This is a genomic window from Schumannella sp. GW821-FHT10F01 (assembly GCF_058809295.1).
This window is the reverse complement of sequence record NZ_JBXASM010000004.1, coordinates 208,557-232,082: the sequence shown is the minus strand read 5'-3', so window position 1 is coordinate 232,082 and position 23,526 is coordinate 208,557. Positions and strand designations below refer to the sequence as shown.

Annotated in this window: 22 protein-coding genes; 21 read left to right on the top strand and 1 reads right to left on the bottom strand. The window is 74.1% G+C overall.

The features are described from left to right. The 5 genes from gmk to AC1RSJ_RS07415 all read left to right on the top strand — a co-directional run. A partial coding sequence (gmk, locus tag AC1RSJ_RS07435; RefSeq protein WP_493117712.1) for a guanylate kinase occupies positions 1-923 on the top strand: 923 nt, incomplete at its 5' end. Between the two features lie 52 nt (positions 924-975). Then, complete coding sequence (gene rpoZ / locus AC1RSJ_RS07430) at positions 976-1,242, top strand: DNA-directed RNA polymerase subunit omega (RefSeq protein ID WP_493117711.1); 267 nt, start codon at positions 976-978, stop codon at positions 1,240-1,242. A 38-nt stretch (positions 1,243-1,280) separates the two neighbouring features. After that, positions 1,281-2,462, top strand: a complete 1,182-nt coding sequence (coaBC, locus tag AC1RSJ_RS07425; RefSeq protein WP_493117710.1) for a bifunctional phosphopantothenoylcysteine decarboxylase/phosphopantothenate--cysteine ligase CoaBC — start codon at positions 1,281-1,283, stop codon at positions 2,460-2,462. Positions 2,463-2,502: 40 nt separating this feature from the next. Next, the gene (gene metK / locus AC1RSJ_RS07420) at positions 2,503-3,702 is read left to right on the top strand and encodes a methionine adenosyltransferase (protein ID WP_493117709.1); all 1,200 of its coding nucleotides are present in this window, start codon (positions 2,503-2,505) and stop codon (positions 3,700-3,702) included. A 19-nt stretch (positions 3,703-3,721) separates the two neighbouring features. Then, the gene (locus AC1RSJ_RS07415) at positions 3,722-5,791 is read left to right on the top strand and encodes a primosomal protein N' family DNA-binding protein (RefSeq protein WP_493117708.1); all 2,070 of its coding nucleotides are present in this window, start codon (positions 3,722-3,724) and stop codon (positions 5,789-5,791) included. 44 nt (positions 5,792-5,835) lie between these two features. On the opposite strand, the gene AC1RSJ_RS07410 is transcribed toward AC1RSJ_RS07415, so the two are convergent. Then, positions 5,836-6,609, bottom strand: a complete 774-nt coding sequence (locus AC1RSJ_RS07410) for a glycerophosphodiester phosphodiesterase (RefSeq protein WP_493117707.1) — start codon at positions 6,607-6,609, stop codon at positions 5,836-5,838. A 28-nt stretch (positions 6,610-6,637) separates the two neighbouring features. On the opposite strand from AC1RSJ_RS07410, the gene fmt reads away from it, so the two are divergent. The 16 genes from fmt (at position 6,638) to gltB (ending at position 23,509) form a co-directional block, all read left to right on the top strand. Then, positions 6,638-7,561 (top strand): methionyl-tRNA formyltransferase, encoded by a 924-nt coding sequence (fmt, locus tag AC1RSJ_RS07405; RefSeq protein ID WP_493117706.1) that lies wholly within the window; start codon positions 6,638-6,640, stop codon positions 7,559-7,561. Further along, on the top strand, positions 7,558-9,111 hold the full coding sequence (locus tag AC1RSJ_RS07400) for an RsmB/NOP family class I SAM-dependent RNA methyltransferase (protein ID WP_493117705.1): 1,554 nt from the start codon (positions 7,558-7,560) through the stop codon (positions 9,109-9,111). The genes fmt and AC1RSJ_RS07400 overlap by 4 nt, the downstream gene beginning before the upstream one ends. A 51-nt stretch (positions 9,112-9,162) precedes the next feature. Next, the gene (gene rpe / locus AC1RSJ_RS07395) at positions 9,163-9,834 is read left to right on the top strand and encodes a ribulose-phosphate 3-epimerase (RefSeq protein ID WP_493117704.1); all 672 of its coding nucleotides are present in this window, start codon (positions 9,163-9,165) and stop codon (positions 9,832-9,834) included. 8 nt (positions 9,835-9,842) lie between these two features. Continuing rightward, the gene (locus tag AC1RSJ_RS07390; protein ID WP_493117703.1) at positions 9,843-10,211 is read left to right on the top strand and encodes an FKBP-type peptidyl-prolyl cis-trans isomerase; all 369 of its coding nucleotides are present in this window, start codon (positions 9,843-9,845) and stop codon (positions 10,209-10,211) included. A 30-nt stretch (positions 10,212-10,241) separates the two neighbouring features. Next, positions 10,242-10,505: a phosphoribosyl-ATP diphosphatase gene (locus AC1RSJ_RS07385; RefSeq protein ID WP_493117702.1), complete on the top strand. Its 264-nt coding sequence runs from the start codon at positions 10,242-10,244 to the stop codon at positions 10,503-10,505. A 94-nt stretch (positions 10,506-10,599) separates the two neighbouring features. Further along, a complete protein-coding gene (gene hisG / locus AC1RSJ_RS07380; RefSeq protein ID WP_493117701.1) occupies positions 10,600-11,442 on the top strand; it encodes an ATP phosphoribosyltransferase in 843 nt (280 codons plus the stop codon). Between the two features lie 2 nt (positions 11,443-11,444). Further along, positions 11,445-12,206, top strand: coding sequence for an imidazole glycerol phosphate synthase subunit HisF (gene hisF / locus AC1RSJ_RS07375; RefSeq protein ID WP_493117699.1), 762 nt, complete (start codon positions 11,445-11,447; stop codon positions 12,204-12,206). Then, positions 12,203-12,628, top strand: coding sequence for a phosphoribosyl-AMP cyclohydrolase (gene hisI / locus AC1RSJ_RS07370; protein ID WP_493117698.1), 426 nt, complete (start codon positions 12,203-12,205; stop codon positions 12,626-12,628). Before hisF ends, hisI begins: the two co-directional genes overlap by 4 nt. Continuing rightward, positions 12,625-14,145, top strand: coding sequence for an anthranilate synthase component I (locus AC1RSJ_RS07365; RefSeq protein ID WP_493117697.1), 1,521 nt, complete (start codon positions 12,625-12,627; stop codon positions 14,143-14,145). Before hisI ends, AC1RSJ_RS07365 begins: the two co-directional genes overlap by 4 nt. Positions 14,146-14,159: 14 nt before the next feature. After that, positions 14,160-14,747 (top strand): Trp biosynthesis-associated membrane protein, encoded by a 588-nt coding sequence (locus tag AC1RSJ_RS07360; RefSeq protein WP_493117696.1) that lies wholly within the window; start codon positions 14,160-14,162, stop codon positions 14,745-14,747. Positions 14,748-14,777: 30 nt separating this feature from the next. Next, positions 14,778-15,008 carry a DUF6704 family protein gene (locus AC1RSJ_RS07355; protein WP_493117695.1) on the top strand — a complete coding sequence of 77 codons (231 nt, stop codon included), beginning with the start codon at positions 14,778-14,780 and terminating at the stop codon, positions 15,006-15,008. A 4-nt stretch (positions 15,009-15,012) separates the two neighbouring features. Then, a complete protein-coding gene (gene trpC, locus AC1RSJ_RS07350) occupies positions 15,013-15,792 on the top strand; it encodes an indole-3-glycerol phosphate synthase TrpC (protein ID WP_493117694.1) in 780 nt (259 codons plus the stop codon). Beyond that, positions 15,789-17,015 (top strand): tryptophan synthase subunit beta, encoded by a 1,227-nt coding sequence (gene trpB, locus AC1RSJ_RS07345; protein WP_493117693.1) that lies wholly within the window; start codon positions 15,789-15,791, stop codon positions 17,013-17,015. Before trpC ends, trpB begins: the two co-directional genes overlap by 4 nt. Continuing rightward, positions 17,012-17,791, top strand: coding sequence for a tryptophan synthase subunit alpha (gene trpA / locus AC1RSJ_RS07340; RefSeq protein ID WP_493117692.1), 780 nt, complete (start codon positions 17,012-17,014; stop codon positions 17,789-17,791). Before trpB ends, trpA begins: the two co-directional genes overlap by 4 nt. A gap of 10 nt (positions 17,792-17,801) precedes the next feature. Then, positions 17,802-18,812 (top strand): prolipoprotein diacylglyceryl transferase, encoded by a 1,011-nt coding sequence (gene lgt, locus AC1RSJ_RS07335; RefSeq protein WP_493117691.1) that lies wholly within the window; start codon positions 17,802-17,804, stop codon positions 18,810-18,812. 125 nt (positions 18,813-18,937) lie between these two features. After that, on the top strand, positions 18,938-23,509 hold the full coding sequence (gene gltB, locus AC1RSJ_RS07330; protein WP_493117690.1) for a glutamate synthase large subunit: 4,572 nt from the start codon (positions 18,938-18,940) through the stop codon (positions 23,507-23,509). Positions 23,510-23,526: the final 17 nt, after the last annotated feature.

Below are 23,526 nucleotides of genomic sequence, written 5' to 3'. Positions count from 1 at the left end.
CGCCCGCGCGCCCGCCCGCGCGCTCCGCCGCGTCGCGTCGCCCGCCCGAGGTCGACCGCGCCGCGGCCGCCAAGGCCGCCGTCGCCGCGCGCCGCGCCCGCGCCGTGCTCAAAGCCGACGTGAGCGGGCGGCGCCGCACGGCGCTCAGCGTCGCCGAGGCCGGCTGGACGGCCGAGCCCACCGCGCCGGAGGCGACGCTCCGCGTCCGCGAGCTGCTCATCAGCATCCCCGGCGTCGGTCCGCTCCGCGCCGACCGCGCGCTCGAGTCCCTCGACATCGCGCTGTCGAAGCGCGTCGGCGGCCTCGGCCGCCGCCAGCGCATCCGCCTCCGCGAGTGGCTGCTGCGCCGCGAGCGCACCGCCCGCCGGAGCCGGCTCGTCGTGCTCGCCGGCCCGACCGCGGTCGGCAAGGGCACCGTGTCGCGCCACATCCGAGAGCGCTACCCCGACGTGCTGCTCAGCGTCTCGGCGACGACGCGCGCGCCGCGGCCGGGGGAGATCGAGGGCGAGCACTACTACTTCGTCGGCGACGAGCGCTTCGACGAGATGATCGCGCGGGGCGAGTTCCTCGAGTGGGCGACCGTGCACAACGCGTCGCGGTACGGCACGCCGCGGCCGCCGATCGACGAGGCCCTCGCCGCCGGGCACAGCGTGCTGCTCGAGATCGACATCCAGGGCGCACGGGCCGTGAAGGCCGCGATGCCCGAGGCGCTGCTCGTGTTCCTGCTGCCCCCGAGCTGGGACGAGCTGGTGCGCCGGCTGGTCGGCCGGGGCACCGAGAGCCCGGAGGAGCAGACCCGCCGGCTGCAGACCGCGCGGCTCGAGCTCAAGGCCCAGGACGAGTTCGATGTGCGCGTCGTGAACCGCGAGGTCGGCCGTGCGGCGGCCGAGGTCGTAGACTTGCTGGCAGTGCCCGGCGGCTGACGCACGCGCGCACGACCGACTCCGCACCATCCGGCATCCCCAGGAGGCAGCCATGGCCGACAAGAACTCCGGCATCATCGACCCGCCCATCGACGACCTGCTCTCGAAGGTGGACTCGAAGTACCAGCTCGTGATCTTCGCCTCGAAGCGCGCGCGCCAGATCAACGACTACTACGCCGACCTGCACGAGGGCTCGCTCTTCGACAATGTCGGGCCGCTCGTCGACTCGACCGTCGACGACAAGCCGCTCTCGGTCGCGCTGCACGAGATCAACGAGGACAAGCTCACCCTCACGCACGACGCCGCGCCCGCCGAGTAGGCGCGTCGCGCCCGCGCCGCGAGCATCCTGGCATCGGCATGAGCAACATCGTCGTCGGCATCACGGGCGGCATCGCGGCGTACAAGGCCGTCGGCGTCGTCCGCGGCCTGGTGCTCGCCGGCCACGACGTGCACGTCGTGGCGACGGAGGCGGCGCTCCGCTTCGTCGGCCGCCCGACGCTCGAGGCGCTGAGCCGCAACGAGGTGCACACCGAGCTCTACGAGGGCGTCGCCGAGGTGCGCCACGTGGCGCTCGGCCAGGCCGCCGACCTCATCGTCGTGGCGCCCGCGACGGCGAACACGATCGCGAAGCTCGCCGCCGGCCTCGCGGACGACCTGCTCGGCACGACGATCCTCGCCAGCGAGGCGCCGCTGCTGCTCGCCCCGGCCATGCACACCGAGATGTGGCGGAACGCGGCCACGACGGCGAACGTCGCGACGCTCCGCGCCCGCGGCATCCACCTCGTCGGCCCCGCCGTCGGCCAGCTCACCGGCAAGGACTCGGGGGCGGGGCGGATGTCGGAGCCGGACGAGATCGTCGAGGCCGCGCTCGCACTCATCGGGCCCCGCGATCTCGAGGGCCGCCGCGTGCTCGTCACGGCCGGCGGCACCCGCGAGCCGCTCGACCCCGTCCGCTTCGTCGGCAACCGCTCGAGCGGACGCCAGGGCGTCGCGATCGCCCTCGCCGCCGCCCGCCGCGGTGCGGCCGTCACGCTGCTCGCCGCGAACCTCGACGTCGACGCGCCCGCGCACGTCGAGGTGGTACGCGCCGGCACGGCGGAGGAGCTGCGCCGCGCGGCCCTCGAGCACGCCCCGGAGGCCGACCTCGTCATCATGGCCGCGGCCGTCGCCGACTACCGGCCCGACACCGTGGCGCAGGAGAAGATCAAGAAGGACGCGACCGGCGACGTGCTGGAGCTGCGGCTCGTGCGCAACCCGGACATCCTCCGCGAGCTGACCGCCGCCCGCCGGCCCGGCCAGACGGTCGTCGGCTTCGCCGCGGAGACCGAGCAGGACCCGGAGCGCCAGCTCGCGCTCGGGCGCGAGAAGGCGGCGCGCAAGGGCGTCGACTTCCTCGTGCTGAACCGCGTCGGCTGGGCCGAGGGGTTCCAGACCGAGCAGAACACCGTCACCGTGCTCGACGCCGCCGGCGCCGTGCGCGGGACGTCATCCGGGAGCAAGGCGTCGGTCGCCGACCGTATCCTCGACCTGGTCGTCTGACCGCGCCACGCCCCGCCCCCGAACCGGAAATGGGAGTCACATGAGCCGTCCGCTGCGCCTCTTCACCTCGGAGTCCGTCACCGAAGGCCACCCCGACAAGATCTGCGACCAGATCAGCGACAGCATCCTCGACGCACTGCTCGCGGTCGACCCGCACGCGCGCGTCGCGGTCGAGACCCTGGTGACCACCGGCCTCGTGCACGTCGCCGGCGAGGTCACGACGAGCGGCTACGTCGACATCCCGGGCATCGTGCGCAAGCGCGTCACCGACATCGGGTACACCTCGTCCGACGTCTGGTTCGACGGCCGCTCCTGCGGCGTCAGCGTCTCGATCGGCGAGCAGTCGCCGGACATCGCGCAGGGCGTCGACGACGCCTTCGAGAGCCGCGAGGGCACCTCGGTCGACGAGCTCGACAAGCAGGGCGCCGGCGACCAGGGCATCATGTTCGGCTACGCCTCGACCGAGACCCCGAGCTACATGCCGCTGCCGATCTGGCTCGCGCACCGGATGTCGGAGCGGCTCGCGGCCGTCCGCCACGAGGGCCTCGTCGACTGGCTCCGACCCGACGGCAAGACCCAGGTCACCATCGGCTACGAGGGCACCACGCCCCGCACCATCGACACGGTCGTGCTCTCGACGCAGCACTCGCCGAGCATCTCGCTCGCCGACCTCCGCGCCGGCGTGCGCGAGCTCGTGATCGACCCGGTGCTCGCCGGCCTCGACGGGCTCGAGATCGACGACCCGAAGGTGCTCATCAACCCGACCGGCCAGTTCGAGATCGGCGGCCCGCACGGCGACGCCGGCCTCACCGGCCGCAAGATCATCGTCGACACCTACGGCGGCGCCTCCCGCCACGGCGGCGGCGCGTTCAGCGGCAAGGACCCGTCGAAGGTCGACCGCTCGGCGGCCTACGCGATGCGCTGGGTGGCGAAGAACGCGGTCGCGGCCGGGTTCGCCGACCGCCTGGAGGTGCAGGTCGCCTACGCGATCGGCGCCGCCTCGCCCGTCGGCCTCTACGTGGAGACCTTCGGCACGGCGCACGCGCCGGAGGACCGGATCGAGGCCGCCATCCGCGAGGTGTTCGACCTCCGCCCGGCGGCGATCATCCGCGACCTCGACCTCCTGCGCCCGATCTACGCGCAGACCGCCAGCTACGGCCACTTCGGCCGCGAGCTGCCGGACTTCACCTGGGAGCGCCTGGACCGCGTGGACGCGCTCCGCGAGCACGCTGGACTCTGAGGAACGGGCGGCCGCTGAGGTGCCGGCGGCGATCGCCCGTGTGCTGGTCGACTCGCCGCTGCCGCAGCTCGACCGGCTCTTCGACTACCGCATCCCCGAGGGCCTCGAGGGGGTGGCGCCCGGCGTGCGCGTCTCGGTGCCGCTGCGCACCGAGCGCCGCACCGTCGACGCGCTCGTCGTCGAGCTCGCCGACCAGCAGGACTACCCGGGCCCGCTGAGCGACCTCGACGCGCTCGTCTCGCCGGTGCCCGTCCTCCGACCGGAGGTCTGGGCGCTCGCGCGCGCCGTCTCGACCCGCGCCGCCGGCTCGGCGAACGACGTGCTGCGCCTCGCCGTGCCGAAGCGCCAGGTGCGGGTGGAGACCGCCTGGCTCGACGGCCGCCTCGCGCCGGCGCCGCTCGAGGTGACGCCGCCCGACGGGATCACCGGCTACGCGGCGGGCACGCTCGACCGAGTGCTCGCCGAGCGCGGCCGTGCGGCCGTCACGGCCGTGCCCGGGGTGGCGCGGATCGGCGCGGCGGGGGAGCACGAGCGCTGGGTGGGCCGCTGGGCCGTGACCATGGCCGAGGCCGCGCGTGCCGCGCTCGCCTCCGGCGGCAGCGCGCTGCTCGTCGTGCCCGACTACCGCGACGTCGAGCAGCTCGTGACCGCGCTGTCCGGGCAGGTGCCGGAGACCGCGGTCGTCCGCTGGGACGCGAAGCAGCCGAATCCGGACCGCTACCGCGCGCTGCTCCGCGCCGCCGACGGCCCGGTGATCGTCGTCGGCACCCGCTCCGCCGTCTACGCACCGGCCGAGCACCTGGCGCTCCTGGCGATCTGGGACGACGGCGATCCGCTCCACGCCGAGCCGCTGGCGCCCTACGTGCACGCGCGGGACGCCGCGCTGCTGCGCCGGGAGCAGCAGCACTGCGCGCTCCTGCTCGTCGGCCACACCCGCAGCGCCGAGGCGGAGCGGCTCGTCGAGCTCGGCTTCCTCGAGGCCGTGGGACCGGCGCGCACGCCGCGCCCGCGCGTCATCCCGACCGCCAACCTGCTCGCGCGCGACCGGCTCGCGGAGCAGGCGCGCATCCCGTCGAGCGCCTGGACAGAGGCGCGGTCGGGGCTCGAGCACGGGCCGGTGCTCGTGCAGGTCGCCCGGCCCGGGTTCGCGCCGGGCCTCGCGTGCGCGGACTGCGGCGAGGCGGTGCGCTGCACGCGCTGCGGCGGCCCGGTGCGGCTGGCGGCGCGCGGCGGCGCCCCGAGCTGCCTCTGGTGCGGCCTGCCCGCGTCGGGCTTCCGCTGCCCGGTCTGCGAGGGCACCCGCTGGATGCCGCGCGGCAGCGGCTCGACCCGCACCGCCGTCGACCTCGGCCGTGCCTTCCCCGGCGTGCGGGTGCGCGTCGCCGACGGCGAGCATCCGATCGCCGAGGTCGGACCCGAGCCCGCACTCATCGTGGCGACGCGCGGCGCCGAGCCGGTCGCGGCCGGCGGCTACCGCGCCGTGCTGCTGCTCGACGGCGAGCGGATGCTGGCGAGGGAGAGCCTCCGCGTCGCCGAGGACTGCCTGCGCTGGTGGAGCTCCGCCGCGGCCCTGGCCGCCGACGGCGCGCCGGTCGTGCTCGTCGGCGTCGGCGGCGCGCTCGCGACCGCGATGGCGACGTGGCGGCTCGACGCGCACGTGCGCGGCGAGCTCGCGGACCGCCGGCGGCTGCGCTTCCCACCCGCCGTGCGCTCCGCGACGGTCACCGGCAGCCGCGCGGCGCTCGACGGGCTCCTGGCGAAGCTGCCGGCCTCCGTCACGGTCTGGGGGCCGACACCGCTGACGGCGGTGCAGGGCTCGCCGGTGCAGGGCCCGGCGGTGCAGGGCTCGCCGCTGCAGGGCGGGCCCGCGCGGGGCGCGGCGTCCGGTCCCGTCGCCGATGCATCCGGCGATGAGCGCGCGATCCTGCTGTTCGACTACGCCGACGGCGCCGAGGTCGCGGGGATCGTCCGAGCGGAGGTCGTGCGGCTCTCCGGCGCTCGGCGGTCGCCGACGGCCCCGCAGCGGCGCGGCCGCCGTCCGGTGCCGCTCCGCCCGCACTTCGACGACCCCTCGCCGTTCACGGAATAGCGCCGCGGCCCCGTCGAGGGCGCCGGTCCGGGGTGTCCCGCTGTTCAGCGGGCGAGCGCGGCCGCGATCCGCGGCAGGTCGTTCGTCGTGATCGAGTCGACGCCGACCGCGGCCGCCTCCCGGGCCGCTGACGGGTCGTCGACCGTCCAGCACGACACGACGAGGCCGAGGGCGTGCGCCGCCGCGACGGTCGCGGCGCTGAGCAGGCCGACCTCGAGGTTCAGCGTCGAGGGGCGCAGGGCCGCGAGATCGGCGGCCGCGGGCGCCCCTGCGGTGGTCCAGGCGAGCCACACGGACGCGTCCGGCAGCGCCGCGCGCACGACCGCCATCGCGTCGGGCGCCCCGCACCACTCGATCCGGGGGAGCGCGCCGGCGTGATCCGACAGCGCGGCGACCGCGGCGGCGGCGTCCTCGGGCCCGGTGAGATCGAGCACGAGCGTCGCACCGCCGATCGCGGGTGCCGCCGGGGCCGAAGCCGGGTCCGAGGCCATGGCCGACACCGGGACCGACGGCATCCCCGCGACGAGCTCGAGCGCGTCGCCGAGCGCGGGGACGCCCAGGGCGCGCAGCTCCTCGCCCGCCAGCTCCGCCGCCGCGCGCGGCACGCCCCACAGGCGGTCGAGCGTCGCGTCGTGCAGCAGCACGCAGCCGCCGTCCGCCGTGCGGCGGAGATCGACCTCCACGGCCACCGCACCGAGCTCCAGTGCCGCGGCGATCGCCGGCAGCGTGTTCTCCCGCTCGAGCAGGGGCGCTCCGCGGTGCGCGACGAGCCGGGGCGCCGCGGTCCGCGGCACGAGCGGACGCGCTCCGGAGCTCACCGGTCCATCCTGCTGGAAGGATGGGCGCATGACCGCGCTCCGAACGATCTTCGCCGGGAGCCCCGCGGCCGCGGTGCCGTCGCTCGAGGCGCTGGCCGCCTCCGGGCACGAGATCGCCGCCGTCGTGACGCGCGAGGACTCGCCGCAGGGGCGCAAGCGCGTGCTCACGGCGACACCGGTCGCCGACGCCGCCGAGCGGCTCGGGCTGCCGGTCGTCAAGGCGGACCGGCTCGGGCCGGTGCAGGACGAGCTGCTCGCCCTCGACGCGGACCTCGGCGTGGTCGTCGCGTTCGGCGCGCTGATCCGCGACCCGCTGCTCACGGCACCCCGGCTCGGCTGGATCAACCTGCACTTCTCGCTGCTGCCGCGCTGGCGCGGTGCCGCACCGGTCCAGCGCGCGATCATGGCGGGCGACGACCGCACCGGCTCGACCGTCTTCGAGCTCGTGCCGGAGCTCGACGCTGGCCCGGTGCTCGGCGTCGACGTGCAGGCGGTCGGGCGGCACCAGACCTCGGGCCAGCTGCTCGAGTCGCTCTCCGTCTCCGGGGCCGCCCTGCTCGCCCGGGTCGTCGACGACCTGGCGGTCGGTCGTGCGGTGCCCGCCGACCAGGACGGCGAGGTCACCCTGGCGCCGAAGCTGACCCTCGCGGACGGGCGGATCGACTGGGCCGTCGACGGCGACGTCGTCGCGTCCCGCATCCGCGGCGTCACGCCCGAGCCCGGCGCCTTCACGGAGGTGGACGGCGATCGGCTCAAGGTGCTCCGCGCCGCCCCCGCGACCGGGATGGCGCCGCTGGCGCCAGGCGAGATCGAGTCGCGCGACGGCCGTGTGCTGGCCGGCACGGGCGGCGTGCCGCTCGAGCTGCTCGAGGTGCAGCCCGCCGGACGCCGTCCGATGCCCGCCGCCGACTGGCTGCGGGGCCGCCCAGGACGTCGGGCGACCGCCCGATGAGCGGCCAGGGGGCCGGCCGGGGTCGGGACGGGGGACGCGACCGCGACCAGGACCGAGGTCGCGGCCAGGACCGCACCCGCGGCGGCGACCGCCGAGAGCGCCACGCCGGCACCGGCCGCGACGCGCCCGGCGCCGGGCGGGTGACCGCCGCGCGCCGCGTCGCCTACTCGGTCGTGCGGGCGGTCTCCGCGAGCGACGCCTACTCGAACCTGCTGCTGCCCGCCCGGATCGCAGAGGCCGGGCTCTCGGCGGCCGACGCCGGCTTCGCCACCGAGCTGGCCTACGGCACGCTGCGGATGCGCGGCCGCTACGACCGCATCCTCGAGATCGCGGCCGGACGCACCGCTGACCGGATCGACCCGGCCGTGCTCGATCTGCTCCGGCTCGGCGCGCACCAGCTGCTCGGCATGCGCGTGGCGGCCCACGCCGCGGTCGATGAGACCGTGACGCTCGCCCGGGTCAGCGGCTACGCACGTGCCAGCGGCTTCGTCAACGGGGTGCTGCGCACCCTCACGCGCACCGATCCGGAGGAGTGGCTCGCCCGCGCCGTCGCCGGGCTCGACGTCGACGACGCGCGCGCCGTCACGGCCTCGCATCCCACCTGGGTCGTCGCCGCGCTGCGGGAGGCCCTCGCGGCCGAGGGCGCCGATGACGAGCTCGACGCCCTGCTCGAGGCCGACAACACCGCACCCCGGGTGTCGCTCGCCGCACTGCCCGGCCTGGCCGAGCCGCGCGAGGCGGGGGAGCCGGGGCGGATCTCGCCGATCGGCGCCGCCGCCCCGCCGGGAGATCCCGCGCGGCTCGCGCCGGTCGCCGAGGGCCGGGTGCGCGTGCAGGACGAGGGCTCGCAGCTCGCCGCGCTCGCACTGAGCCGCGCCCGGCCGATCCGACCGGCCGGGGCGGGGGACGCGGACGGCCACGCGGGCACGACCGGCGAGCGCTGGCTGGACCTCTGCGCCGGTCCGGGAGGCAAGACCGCCGTGCTGGGCGCCGAGGCCCGGATCGGCGGGGCGACGGTGCTCGCGAACGAGCTCGTGCCGGCCCGCGCCGGCCTGGTGCGCCGCGCGGTCGCGGCGCTCCGCGACGCGGCCCCCGAGGTGGTCGTCGGCGACGGCCACCGCTTCGGCTCCATCGGCCCCGACGGCGCACTCCACTTCGACCGCATCCTGCTCGACGCGCCGTGCACCGGGCTCGGCGCGCTCCGCCGCCGCCCGGAGGCGCGCTGGCGCAAGACACCGGAGGACCTCGCCGACCTCACCGCGCTCCAGGCCTCGCTCCTCGACGCCGCGGTCGCCGCGCTCGCCCCCGGCGGGCTGCTCGCCTACGTGACGTGCTCGCCCGTGCTGGCCGAGACGCGCGACCAGGTGGCGGGCGTGCTCGCCCGGCATCCGGCGCTCCGCGCGATCGACACCCCGGCCGTGCTCCGGGCGATCGCACCGGGTGCGCTGTCGCTGCCGGAGGGCGCGGACGCCGCGCTCTCCGCCCAGCTCTGGCCCCATCGCGACGGCACGGACGCCATGTTCGTGCAGCTGCTCGAACTGCCCGCGTAGCGCTGCGGACGAGGAGCGGAACCCCGGCTGCCAGCGCCTAGGCTTCCGACCGTGGCCGTGCGCATCGAACCGAGCATCCTCTCCGCCGACTTCGCGAACATGGAGTCGGAGCTGCAGCGGATCGCCACGGCCGACGCCGTGCACGTCGACGTGATGGACAACCACTTCGTGCCGAACCTCACGTTCGGGCCGCGGATGGTGGAGCGCGTGCAGGCGACGTCGCCGATCCCGCTCGACGTGCACCTCATGATCAGCGCCCCGGACCACTGGGCCCCGGGCTACGCCGAGCTCGGCGCGTTCAGCGTCACCTTCCACGTGGAGGCCTCGGACGACCCGGTCGCGCTGGCGCGCCGCATCCGCTCGATCGGCAGCCGCGCCGGCATCGCGCTGAAGCCGGATACCCCGGCCAGCGCCTACCTCGACATCCTCGAGGAGTTCGACCAGGTGCTCGTGATGACCGTCGAGCCCGGGTTCGGCGGGCAGACGTTCCAGGACCGCACGATGCCGAAGCTGCGCGCGCTGCGCGAGCAGGTCGACGCCACCGGGCTCGACGTCTGGCTGCAGGTCGACGGCGGCATCACGCTCGAGACGATCGCGATCGCGGCCGAGAACGGGGCGGACACGTTCGTGGCGGGGTCGAGCGTCTACGGCACGGAGGACGCCGCCGCGGCCATCGCCGGCCTGCGGTCCGCGGCGTCCGCGCATGTCCACCCGTCTGCTTGACTGGACGCATGACTGACAAGACCAAGCCCGAGATCGACTTCCTCGAGGGCCCGGCGCCCACGGAGCTCGTGATCACCGACCTCGAGATCGGCGACGGTCCGGAGGCCACTCCGGGCGCGACCGTCGACGTGCACTACCTCGGCGTCGACTTCGAGTCCGGCGAGGAGTTCGACTCCAGCTGGGGCCGCGGCGAGTCGATCGAGTTCCCGCTGCGCGGCCTGATCAAGGGCTGGCAGGAGGGCATCCCCGGCATGCGCGTCGGCGGACGCCGCCAGCTCGTCTGCCCGCCGGAGCTCGCCTACGGCCCCGCCGGCGGCGGCCACCGCCTCTCCGGTCGCACGCTCGTCTTCGTGATCGACCTCCTCGGCGTCCGGTGACCCCCTCGCGCGCCCGGTAGCCTGGACGCGATGAAGACGTTCGACGCGCTGTTCGCCGAGCTCAGCGACAAGGCAGCCACCCGCCCGGCGGGATCCGGCACCGTCGCCGAGCTCGACGCCGGCGTGCACGCGATCGGCAAGAAGATCGTCGAGGAGGCCGCCGAGGTCTGGATGGCGGCGGAGTACCAGAGCGACGACGAGACCGCCGCCGAGATCTCCCAGCTCGTCTACCACCTGCAGGTGCTCATGCTCGCGAAGGGGCTCACGCCGGACGACGTCTGGCGACATCTCTGATCCGCCGGACGGCGCCAGCGCGCCGTCGCCGAGCCATCACCCCTGACCGAGCGAGACGTCGCGGATCCCCGCGGCGGAGGACGGACCTTCGAACATGACCCTCCGGATCGCCGTGCCGAACAAGGGCACGCTCTCCGAGACCGCGGTGCAGATGCTCCGCGAGGCGGGCTACGCGGTGCGCCGCGACAGCAAGGAGCTCATCGTCGCGGACACCGCGAACGACGTCGACTTCTTCTACCTGCGCCCGCGCGACATCGCCACCTACGTCGGCTCGGGCGCGCTCGACGTCGGCCTCACCGGCCGCGACCTGCTGCTCGACTCCCACTCGGAGGCGCGCGAGCTGGCCGAGCTCGACTTCGGCGCCTCGACGTTCCGGTTCGCCGGACCGCCGGACCGGTTCCGCACCCTCGACGACCTCGCGGGCAAGCGGGTCGCGACGAGCTACGACGGCCTCGTCGGCGACTTCCTCGCCCGTGAGGGCATCGAGGCCACCGTCGTGCGGCTCGACGGCGCGGTGGAGTCCGCCGTGCGGCTCGGCGTCGCCGACGCGGTCGCCGACGTCGTCGAGACCGGCACCACGCTGCGACTGCAGGGCCTGGAGATCTTCGGCCCCGTCATCCTCGAGTCGGCGGCGGTGCTCATCGCGCGCGACGACTCGCCGGCCGGGCTCGAGACGTTCCGCCGGCGCCTCGAGGGGGTCATGGTCGCGCACCGCTGGGTGCTCATGGACTACGACCTGCCCTCCGACCTCATGGAGCAGGCTTCCGCGATCACGCCCGGCTTCGAGTCGCCGACCGTGTCGCCGCTCCGCGGCAGCGGCTGGGTCGCGGTGCGCGTCATGGTGCCGCGCTCGGAGACGAACGCGATCATGGACCGCCTCTATGCACTCGGCGCGCGCGCCATCCTCGTCACGTCCATCCACGCGGCCCGGATCTGAGCATGGGCGTCGTCACCCGCGTCATCCCGTGCCTCGACGTGGCCGGCGGCCGCGTGGTGAAGGGCGTCAACTTCCTCGACCTGCGCGACCAGGGCGATCCCGTCGAGCTCGCCGCGCGCTACGCCGAGCAGGGCGCCGACGAGATCACGTTCCTCGACGTCACCGCGACCGTCGACGACCGGGCCACCACCTACGAGGTCGTCACGCGCACGGCCGAGCAGGTCTTCGTGCCGCTGACGGTCGGCGGCGGCGTCCGGTCGCGCGACGACGTCGCGCGACTGCAGGCCTGCGGTGCCGACAAGGTCGGCGTCAACAGCGCCGCGATCGCCCGGCCGGAGCTGCTCGGCGAGATCGCCGACCGCTTCGGCGCCCAGGCCCTCGTGCTGAGTCTGGACGTGAAGCGCAGCACCCGCACCCGCAGCGGCTTCGTCGTCACGACGCACGGCGGCCGCACGGAGACCGAGCTCGACGCGCTGGCGTGGGCGAAGGAGGCCATCGACCGCGGCGCGGGCGAGCTGCTCGTGAACTCGATCGACGCGGACGGCACGAAGCTCGGCTTCGACCTCGAGCTCGTCGCGGCCGTGCGGGAGCTCAGCACGGTGCCGGTCATCGCGAGCGGCGGCGCGGGCGCGGTCGAGGACTTCGCCCCGGCCGTCGACGCCGGCGCGGACGCCGTGCTGGCGGCCTCCGTGTTCCACAGCGGCCGGCTCACGGTCGGCGACGTGAAGGACGCGCTCCGCGCGGAGGGGATCGAGGTCCGATGAGCGACGACACCGCATCCGGCAGCGCGTCCGGCGCCGGCGCGATTCCCGGATCCGACCCGGACGCGGTCCTCGCCCGCGTGCGCTGGAGCTCCGACGGCCTGCTGCCCGCGATCATCCAGCAGCACGACTCCGGCGAGGTGCTCATGCTCGGCTGGATGGACGCGGAGGCGCTCCGCCGCACGCTCACCGAGGGCCGGGTGACCTTCTGGTCGCGCAGCCGGCAGGAGTACTGGCGCAAGGGCGACACGTCCGGACACCGCCAGTACGTGCGCTCCGCCGCGCTCGACTGCGACGACGACGCGCTGCTGGTGCGCGTCGAGCAGCTCGGCGCCGCCTGCCACACGGGCGCGCACTCCTGCTTCGACGTCGATCCGCTCGAGCCGGTCGTCGGCTCCAGCACCGCCGAGGGAGAGCTCCCATGAGCACCACGACCCGCGCCGACTTCGACGCCCGCATCGCCGCCGGCGACCGCGTCGTCCCCGTGCTCCGCGAGCTGTTCGCCGACGGCGAGACCCCGATCGGCGTGTACCGCAAGCTCGCCGTCGGCACGCCCGGCGGCTTCCTCCTCGAGTCCGCCGAGCAGGGCGGCATCTGGTCGCGCTGGTCGTTCGTCGGCGTCCGCGCCTTCGGCGTGCTGACCGAGCAGGACGGCGAGGCGCTCTGGCTCGACACCGGCCTCCCCGCCGAGCGCGCGCTCGGGGCCGACGCGCCCCGCGAGCCGCTCGCCGCGCTCGACGCCCTCTACGCGCGCTGGAGCACGCCGCACCACGACGACCACCCGCCGCTGACCGGGGGACTGGTCGGCTTCATCGGCTGGGAGGCGGTGCGCCAGCTCGAGCACCTGCCCGATCGGCCGCCGGCCGACTTCGCCGTGCCCGCGCAGGCGCTGAGCCTCGTCTCCGAGCTCGTCGCACTCGACCACCGCAACGGCACGGCCGTGCTCATCACCAGCGCGCTGAACGACGGCGCGGACGACGCGGACACCCTCTGGACGCGCGCTCAGGAGCGCCTCGACGGCCTGCAGGACGGGCTCGCCGGCGCGAGCGAGGCCTGGATCGCGGAGGTCGACCTCTCGACCGAGCCGACGCCGACGCCGCGCATCAGCCCGGACGCCTACCGCGAGTCGGTCGTGCGCTCGAAGGACTTCATCCGCGACGGCGACGTGTTCCAGGTCGTCATCTCGCAGCGCTTCGACCACGAGCTCACCGCCGACCCGATCGACGTCTACCGCGTGCTCCGCGCGCTGAACCCGAGCCCGTACATGTACCTGCTCGAGCTCGAGTCGCCGACCGGTGCGCCGTACACGATCGTCGGCTCCTCACCCGAGGCGCTCGTGAAGGTCGACGCCGGGCGCGTCTACTCGCACCCGATCGCCGGCTCACGGCCGCGCGGCGGCACGCCGGACGCCGACACCGACCTCGAGCAGGAGCTGCTGGCAGACCCGAAGGAGCGCGCCGAGCACCTCATGCTCGTCGACCTCGCCCGCAACGACCTCTCGAAGGTCTGCGTGCCGGGCTCGGTCGAGGTCACCGAGTTCATGCGGGTCGAGCGCTTCAGCCACATCATGCATCTCGTCTCGAGCGTCGAGGGCGACCTGCGTCCCGGCGCCGACGCCGTCGACGTGTTCCGCGCGACGTTCCCGGCCGGCACCCTGTCCGGCGCGCCGAAGCCGCGGGCGCTCGAGATCATCGACGAGCTCGAGGTCGCCCAGCGCGGCGTGTACGGCGGCGTGGTCGGCTACTTCGGCCTCGCCGGCGACGCGGACCTCGCGATCGCCATCCGCACGGCGACGATCGTGGACGGCGTCGCCCACGTGCAGGCCGGCGGCGGGCTCGTCGCCGACTCCGACCCGGAGACGGAGCGGATCGAGTCGCAGAACAAGGCGGCCGCCCCGCTGCGCGCCGTCGCCATCGCCAACGCGATGCGCCGCGTGCGCTGAAGAGCGGCCCGACCGTGACCCCGTCCCGCCTCCGCCTGCTCACCGTCCTCGGCCTGCTCGTCGCCGACGGCGCCGCGCTGCTCGCCTGGTCGCAGACCTGGTTCGTGCTGCGGGTGGAGTCGCGCGACGTCGAGATCCCCGGCTCGATCGCGGGCGGCGCGGTGCTCGCGTTCACGCTGACCGGCCTCGCGCTCGTGCTCGCCGTGCTGCTGGCCGGCGTCGTCTTCCGGGTCGTGCTCGGCGTGCTGCAGGTGCTCGTCGGCGGCTGCCTCGCGGCGTCGGCCGCGATCGGGCTGGCCGACCCGCTCTCCGCGGCCGGACCGGTGCTCGCCGAGACCACCGGCCTGACCGGCCCCGCGGCCCGCGCGCTCGTCGAGCGGACGACGGCGACGGCCTGGCCGGCGGTCGCGATCGCGGCCGGCATCGTGCTCGCGCTGCTCGGCCTGCTGCTCGCCGTCGGCGCGCCGCGCTGGCCGCGCGCCACCCGTCGCTTCGAGCGCAGCCGGATGGCGCCGACGGACGACGACGCGGGCGCATCCGACCCGATCGGGGAGTGGGACGCGCTGAGCAAGGGCGAGGACCCGACCGAGCCGCCCCGCTAGACTGGCGGGACCCCACGACAAGGAGCTTCAGTGTCGGACGACAACGACCCCGGCCACGGCAATTCGCCGGCGGCCTGGACGGCCGTGATCATCATGCTCGTCTTCATCGCCGGCGGGACGCTGGCGTTCTGGTTCAACCTCCCCGTGGTGGTCTGGCTCTGCGCCGGCGGAACGGTCCTCGGACTGATCGTCGGCGGCGTGATGGCCAAGCTCGGCTACGGCGTGCGGGGTCCGCGCTACGTGCCGAAGGCCCACGACTAGCGCCGTGCTCTCCGATCTCGTCGCGGGCGCCGTCGCCGACGCGGCCGAGCGCCGCGAATCCCGTCCGCTCGCGGACGTCGAAGCCGCCGCACTCGCCCAGGCCCCCCCACTCGACGCCCTCGGCGCGCTCGCGCCCGCCGACCGCGTGAAGCTCATCGCCGAGGTGAAGCGCGCCAGCCCGTCGCGCGGCGCCCTCGCCGACATCGCCGATCCGGCCGCCCTCGCCGTCTCGTACGAGACCGGCGGCGCGAGCGCGATCTCGGTGCTCACCGAGCAGCGCCGGTTCCTCGGCTCGCTGCAGGACCTCGAGGCCGTGCGCTCCGCCGTGAGCGTGCCGGTGCTGCGCAAGGACTTCATCGCCGAGCCGTACCAGGTGCTCGAGGCGCGCGCCGCGGGCGCCGACCTCGTGCTGCTCATCGTCGCCGCGCTCGACCAGCCCGTGCTCGCCGAGCTCCACGACCTCGTGGGCTCGCTCGGCATGACGGCCCTCGTCGAGACGCACTCGGCCGACGAGCTCGAGCGGGCGCTCGACCTCGGCGCCGCGCTCATCGGCGTGAACGCCCGCGACCTGTCGACGTTCGAGCTCGACCGCGACCTGTTCGGCACGCTGGCCGACCGCATCCCCTCCGGCGTCGTCCGCGTCGCCGAGTCGGCCGTGCTCGGCCCCGACGACGTCGCGCACTACCGCGCGGCCGGCGCCGACGTCGTGCTGGTGGGGGAGGCGCTCGTCACCGACGGCGACCCCGTGCAGCGCATCGAGTCGTTCCTGGCGGCCGGCGCATGAGCGACGACGCCCGCTCCCTGCGCAACGCGCCCGGCCCGTTCTTCGGCGGGTACGGCGGCCGGTTCATGCCGGAGTCGCTCATGGCGGCCATCGACGAGCTCACGGCGGCCTACGAGGCCGCGCGGGTCGACCCGGAGTTCCAGGCGGAGCTCACCGCGCTGCACCGCACCTACACCGGGCGGCCGTCGATCGTCACCGAGGTGCCGCGGTTCGCGGAGCACGCCGGCGGTGCGCGCATCATCCTCAAGCGCGAGGACCTGAACCACACCGGCAGCCACAAGATCAACAACGTGCTCGGGCAGGCCCTGCTCACGCGGCGGATCGGCAAGACACGCGTGATCGCGGAGACCGGCGCCGGCCAGCACGGCGTCGCCACCGCCACGGCAGCGGCGCTGTTCGGGCTCGAGTGCACCATCTTCATGGGCGAGGTCGACACGCAGCGCCAGGCGCTCAACGTCGCCCGGATGCGCCTGCTGGGTGCCGAGGTCGTCTCCGTCCAGACCGGATCGCGCACCCTCAAGGACGCGATCAACGACGCGTACCGCGAGTGGGTGGCCACCGTCGACACCACCAACTACATCTTCGGCACCGCTGCAGGGCCGCACCCCTTCCCCGCCATGGTGCGCGACTTCCAGAGCATCATCGGCACGGAGGCGCGCGAGCAGGTGCTCGCCCTCACCGGCCGGCTGCCGGACGCCGTCATGGCGTGCGTCGGCGGCGGCTCGAACGCGATCGGCATCTTCTCCGCCTTCCTCGACGACGCCGACGTGCGGCTCATCGGCTGGGAGGCCGCCGGTGACGGGATCGACACGCCCCGCACCGCGGCGTCGATCGAGCGCGGCCGACCGGGCGTGCTCCACGGCGCGCGGAGCTACCTGCTGCAGGACGAGGACGGGCAGACGCTGGAGTCGCACTCCATCTCCGCCGGCCTCGACTACCCGGGGGTCGGCCCCGAGCACGCCTTCCTCGCCGACGTCGGCAGGGCCGAGTACCTCGGCGCGACGGATACGGAGGCCATGGACGCGCTGCGCCTGCTGTCGCGCACCGAGGGCATCATCCCGGCCATCGAGTCCGCGCACGCCCTCGCCGGCGCCCTCAAGCTCGGCCCGGAGCTCGGCGCCGGCTCGGTCATCCTCGTGAACCTCAGCGGCCGGGGCGACAAGGACGTGCAGACGGCCGGTCGCTGGTTCGACCTCTTCGACGACGGGGCGGTGCAGGCGTGACCCTCCACGTCGGCGACGCCATCGACGCGGCGGGCGCCGCCGGCCCCGGCGCGGTCGTGGGCTACCTGCCCGTCGGCTTCCCGGACCTCCCGACCAGCATCGACGCCGCCGTCGCGCTCATCGACGGCGGCTTCACGGCGCTCGAGCTCGGCCTGCCCTACTCCGACCCGGTCATGGACGGCGCCGCGATCCAGAAGGCGACGACCGCCGCGCTGGCCGGCGGCTTCCGCATCCACGACGTGTTCACCGCCGTCGAGCAGATCCGGGCCCGCGTCGACGCGCCCGTGCTCTGCATGACGTACTGGAACCCGGTGATGCAGTACGGCGCGGAGCGATTCGCCCAGTCTCTGCGCGATGCCGGGGGAGCGGGGCTCATCACGCCCGACATCACCCCGGACGCCGGCACCGGCTGGACGGAGATCAGCGAGCGCACGGGACTCGACCGCGTCTACCTCGCGGCGCCGTCCTCGACCGAGGAGCGGATCGCGCTCACCGTCGAGGCGAGCCGCGGCTTCGTCTACGCCGTCTCGACCATGGGCATCACGGGCGCGCGGGCGGATGTCGACCGCGCGGCCCGCTCGCTCGTCGACCGCCTGCACGCCGCCGGCGCCGAGCGCGCCTGCGTCGGCATCGGCATCTCCACCGGCGAGCAGGTCGCCGAGGTGCTCGAGTACGCGGAGGGCGCGATCGTCGGCTCGGCGCTCGTCAGCGCCCTCGCCGACGGGGGCATCCCGGCGCTGTCGACCCTGGCGTCGCGCCTGACCGCCGGCCGGTAGACTCGCGGACGTGCTTCGCCCCGCCAGCATCCCCAGCCCGCCCCTCGACTGGCGACAGTTCGAGCTCGGCACGTGGATCCACTCCTGGCTGCCGGCATGGCCGGCGGGCTGGAACCCCGTCATCCACACCTACGCGATCTGCATCCTCGTGGGCATCGTCGCCGCCGTCCTCATCGCCAACCACCGCCTCACCGAGCGCGGCGGGGAGCGCTGGATCATCCTCGACCTCGCGATCGGCGCCGTCATCGGCGGCATCGTGGGCGCGCGGCTCTTCCACGTGGTGACCCACCCCGGCGACTTCTTCCCCTTCGACGCGGCGCATCCCGCCTGGAAGGTGTTCGCGGTCTGGGAGGGCGGCGTCGCCTACTACGGTGCGCTGCTCGGCGGCGCGCTCGGCGTCTACATCGCGAGCCGCATCGTGGGCCTCCGCACCTGGAGCGCCCTCGACGCGATCGCCCCGGGGATGCTCATCGCGCAGGCGTTCGGCCGCCTCGGCAACTACTTCAACCACGAGCTGTTCGGCCTGCCGACCACCCTGCCGTGGGGCCTCGAGATCGAGTCCACGAACAGCGCCTACCCGGCCGGGCTGCCGGACGGCACGCTGTTCACTCCGACGTTCCTCTACGAGATCACCTGGAACGTCATCGGCTTCGCGGTGCTCATCGCCGTCGACCACCGCCTCAAGCTGCAGTGGGGCAAGATGCTCGGCCTCTACCTGATCTGGCAGGGCATCGGCCGCAGCTACTTCGAGTCGATCCGCGTCGACCCGAGCGAGTACTACTTCGGCATCCGGGCGAACGTCTGGGCGGCGATCGGCGCGATCGTGCTGGGCCTCATCATCATCTGGGTGCAGTCCCGCCGCCATCCCGGCCAGGAGCCCTCGATCTACCGCCAGGGCCACGAGTACGTGCCCGACGCTGGGGTAGACTCCGAAGACACGTATACGGACACCGACGACGCCGACGCCGCGGTCGGCACCGGTGCCGCGACGACCGCCACAAGCGGCGCGGCCAGATCCTGACGCGGGCCTGGGGGCCCGCACCCCCGTACGCTCTCGAGGCGGCCGCACCGGCCCGCCGAGCGGCGGCGACATCTGACCCCGGGCCAGCGACGTCCCATCCCAGCACCACGAGGAGGACGGTTGCCATGGCGCAGACCCCGTTCCAGAGCACGCCGTTCGGTCGGCACAGCTCCGTGCCCGCCGCGCAGGGCCTCTACGACCCGCGATTCGAGAAGGACGCCTGCGGCCTCGCGATGGTCGCGACGCTCCGCGGCACCGCGGGCCACGACATCATCGAGAACGCGCTCGACGCGCTCCGCCATCTCGAGCACCGCGGCGCGATCGGCTCCGACGCCGGCACCGGCGACGGCGCGGGCATCATCACGCAGATGCCGGACGAGTTCCTCAGGGCCGTCGCCGGCGTGACCCTCCCGCCGGCCGGCGCCTACGCCGCCGGCATGGTCTTCCTGCCGACGGACGACGACGAGCGCGCCGAGCAGAAGGCCGGGCTCGAGCGGATCGCCGCGGAGGAGGGCCTCACCGTGCTCGGCTGGCGCGACGTGCCCGTCGTGCTCGACGAGCTCGGCACCCTCGCCCGCAACGCGGCGCCGGTGTTCGAGCAGCTCTTCGTGAGCGACCGGGCCGGCGCGGCCGGCATCGCGCTCGACCGCCTGACCTTCCGGATGCGCAAGCGCGCGGAGCGCGAGCTCGGGGCGTATCTGCCCTCGCTGTCGTCGCGCACCATCGTCTACAAGGGCATGGTCACGACGCTCCAGCTCGAGCCGTTCTACCCGGACCTCAGCGACCCGCGCTTCACATCGAAGCTCGCCCTCGTGCACTCGCGCTACTCCACGAACACGTTCCCGTCGTGGCCGCTCGCGCAGCCGTTCCGCATGATCGCGCACAACGGCGAGATCAACACCGTCCAGGGCAACCGCAACTGGATGCGCGCCCGCCAGTCGCAGCTCGAGTCCGAGCTGCTCGGCGACCTGCGCCCGGTGCTGCCCATCGTCACGCCCGGCGCGAGCGACTCGGCGTCGTTCGACGAGGTCGTGGAGCTGCTGCAGCTCGCGGGCCGCAGCCTGCCGCACTCGATCATGATGATGGTGCCCGAGGCCTGGGAGAACCAGGCCGACATGGACCCGGCGAAGCGCTCGTTCTACGAGTTCCACTCCATGCTCATGGAGCCCTGGGACGGCCCGGCCGCGCTCGTCTTCACCGACGGCTCGCTCGTCGGCGCCACGCTCGACCGCAACGGCCTGCGCCCCGGCCGGTTCGTCGTCACCGACGACGGGCTCGTCGTGCTCGCGAGCGAGATCGGCGTGCTCGACGTGCCGGCCGAGAAGGTCGTCCGCAAGGGCCGCCTGCAGCCCGGCAAGATGTTCCTCGTCGACACCGAGGCCGGCCGCATCGTCGAGGACGACGAGATCAAGGCCGACCTCGCCGCGGCCGAGCCCTGGCAGGAGTGGCTCGACGGCGGCCGCATCCACCTCGGCGACCTGCCCGAGCGCGAGCACATCATCCACACCCCGGCGTCGGTGACCCGCCGCCAGCGCACCTTCGGCTACACCGAGGAGGAGGTGCGCATCCTCATCGCTCCCATGGCGCAGAAGGGCGCGGAGCCGCTCGGCGCCATGGGATCGGACACGCCGATCGCCGTGCTCAGCGACCGGCCGCGGCTGCTGTTCGACTACTTCACGCAGCAGTTCGCCCAGGTGACGAACCCGCCGCTCGACTCGATCCGCGAGGAGGTCGTGACCTCGATGTCGTCCGGCCTCGGGCCGGAGCGCAACCTGCTCGACGCGGGCCTCGACCACGCGAAGCAGATCGTGCTGTCGTTCCCGGTGATCGACAACGACGAGCTCGCGAAGGTGCAGCACTTCGAGACCGCGAGCGGACGCCGCCCGACCACCGTGATCAAGGGCCTCTACCGCGTCGACCGCGGCGAGAAGGCCCTCGAGGAGCGGCTGGCGGAGATGTGCCGCGAGGCAGACGCCGCCATCGCGTCCGGTGCGCAGTTCCTCGTGCTCAGCGACCGCGACTCGAACGGCGACCTGGCCCCGGTGCCGTCGCTGCTCATGCTCGCCGCCGTGCACCACCACCTGATCCGCCAGGAGACGCGGATGAAGGTCGGCCTGATCGTGGAGGCCGGCGACGTGCGCGAGGTGCACCACGTCGCGCTGCTCATCGGCTTCGGCGCCTCGGCGATCAACCCGTACCTCGCGATGGAGACCGCGGAGCAGCTCGTGCTCAGCGGCATGATCGCGGACCTCACGCCCGAGAAGGCCGTCAAGAACCTCATCAAGGCGCTCGGCAAGGGCGTGCTGAAGATCATGTCGAAGATGGGCATCTCGGTCGTCAGCTCGTACGCGGGCGCCCAGGCGTTCGAGGCCGTCGGCCTGAGCCAGGCGTTCGTCGACCAGTACTTCACGGGCACGACCAGCCTGCTCGGCGGCGTCGGCATCGACGTGATCGCCGCGGAGAACCGCGCGCGGCACGAGGCGGCCTACCCTGAGGACGGCGCGATCGTCGCCCACGAGCGCCTCGCGATCGGCGGCGAGTACCAGTGGCGCCGCGAGGGACCGCCGCACCTGTTCAACCCGGACACCGTCTTCCGGCTGCAGCACGCGACCCGCCAGCGCCGGTACGACATCTTCCGCGACTACACGCGGCTGGTCGACGAGCAGGCCGAGAACCTCATGACGCTGCGCGGGCTGTTCAAGCTCCGCACCGGTGCGCGCACCCCGCTGCCCATCGACGAGGTCGAGCCGATATCGTCGATCATGGAGCGCTTCAACACCGGCGCGATGAGCTACGGCTCGATCAGCGAGGAGGCGCACAGCACCCTCGCGATCGCCATGAACCGCATCGGCGGCCGCTCGAACACCGGCGAGGGCGGCGAGGACGTCGAGCGCCTGCTCGACCCCGAGCGCCGCAGCCGCATCAAGCAGGTCGCCTCCGGCCGCTTCGGCGTCACGAGCATGTACCTGACGCACGCCACGGACATCCAGATCAAGATGGCGCAGGGCGCCAAGCCCGGCGAGGGCGGCCAGCTCATGGCCCAGAAGGTCTATCCGTGGATCGCGCGGACGCGGCACTCGACCGCCGGCGTCGGCCTCATCTCGCCGCCGCCGCACCACGACATCTACTCGATCGAGGACCTGAAGCAGCTGATCTTCGACCTCAAGCGGGCGAACCCGCAGGCGCGCGTGCACGTGAAGCTCGTGTCGCAGTCGGGCATCGGCGCGGTCGCGGCCGGCGTGACGAAGGCCCTGGCCGACGTCGTGCTCGTCTCCGGCCACGACGGCGGCACCGGCGCCAGCCCGGTCAACTCGCTCAAGCACGCGGGCACGCCGTGGGAGATCGGCCTCGCCGAGACGCAGCAGACGCTCATGCTCAACGGCATGCGCGACCGCGTCGTCGTGCAGGTCGACGGCCAGATGAAGTCCGGCCGCGACGTGGTCGTGGCCGCGCTGCTCGGCGCCGAGGAGTTCGGCTTCGCGACGGCGCCGCTCGTCGTGACCGGCTGCATCCTCATGCGCGTCTGCCACCTCGACACCTGCCCGGTCGGCGTCGCGACCCAGAACCCGGAGCTCCGCGCGCGATTCACCGGCAAGCCGGAGTTCGTCGAGACGTTCTTCGAGTTCATCGCCCAGGAGGTGCGCGAGTACCTCGCCGAGCTCGGCTTCCGCTCGATCGAGGAGGCCGTCGGCCACGCCGAGCTGCTCGACGTCGACCGCGCCGTCGACCACTGGAAGGCCGACGGGCTCGACCTGTCGCCGATCCTCGTCGGCCCGGAGTTCGACGTCGACGAGCCGCGGCGCCACGCCCGCGACCAGGACCACGAGCTCGAGGACCACTTCGACCAGCAGGTGATCCGCCTCGCCCAGGCCGCGCTCGAGCGCGGCGAACCGGTGTCGCTCGACCTCGCCGTGCGCAACACGGAGCGCGCGGTCGGCACGATGCTCGGCCACGAGGTCACGCTGCGCCACGGCGAGCACGGCCTCCCGGCGGACACGATCCGCATCACGCTGCACGGCAGCGCCGGCCAGTCGCTCGGCGCCTTCCTCCCGGCCGGCATCTCGCTGCGCCTCGAGGGCGACAGCAACGACTACGTCGGCAAGGGGCTCAGCGGCGGCCAGATCTCGCTGCGCACCCCGCCCGGATCGGCCTTCCCGGCCGAGCACAACGTGATCGCCGGCAACGTCGTGGGCTACGGCGCGACCCAGGGCTCGATGTTCCTCGGCGGCCAGGTCGGCGAGCGGTTCCTCGTGCGCAACTCCGGTGCGACCGCGGTCGTCGAGGGCGTGGGCGACCACGCGCTCGAGTACATGACCGGCGGGCTCGCCGTCATCCTCGGCGGCACCGGGCGCAACCTCGGCGCGGGCATGTCGGGCGGCACCGCCTACGTGCACGAGCTCGACCCGCAGCGCGTCAACCGCGACGCGCTGGCCACGGGGGAGCTCTCGCTGCTGCCGCTCGAGGGCGCCGACGTCGAGATCCTCGGCGACCTGCTGCAGCGCCACCTCGACGAGACGGGCTCGCCCGTCGCGGCGGGGATGCTCGACGACCTCGAGGCTGCCGCGGCGCGCTTCACGAAGGTGCTGCCGCGCGACTACGCCGCGGTGCTGAAGACCCGCCAGGATGCGGTGGACGCCGGGATCGACCCCGACGGCGACGCGACCTGGCGCAAGATCCTGGAGGTGACCGTCCGGTGATGACCGCGTCTGATCCC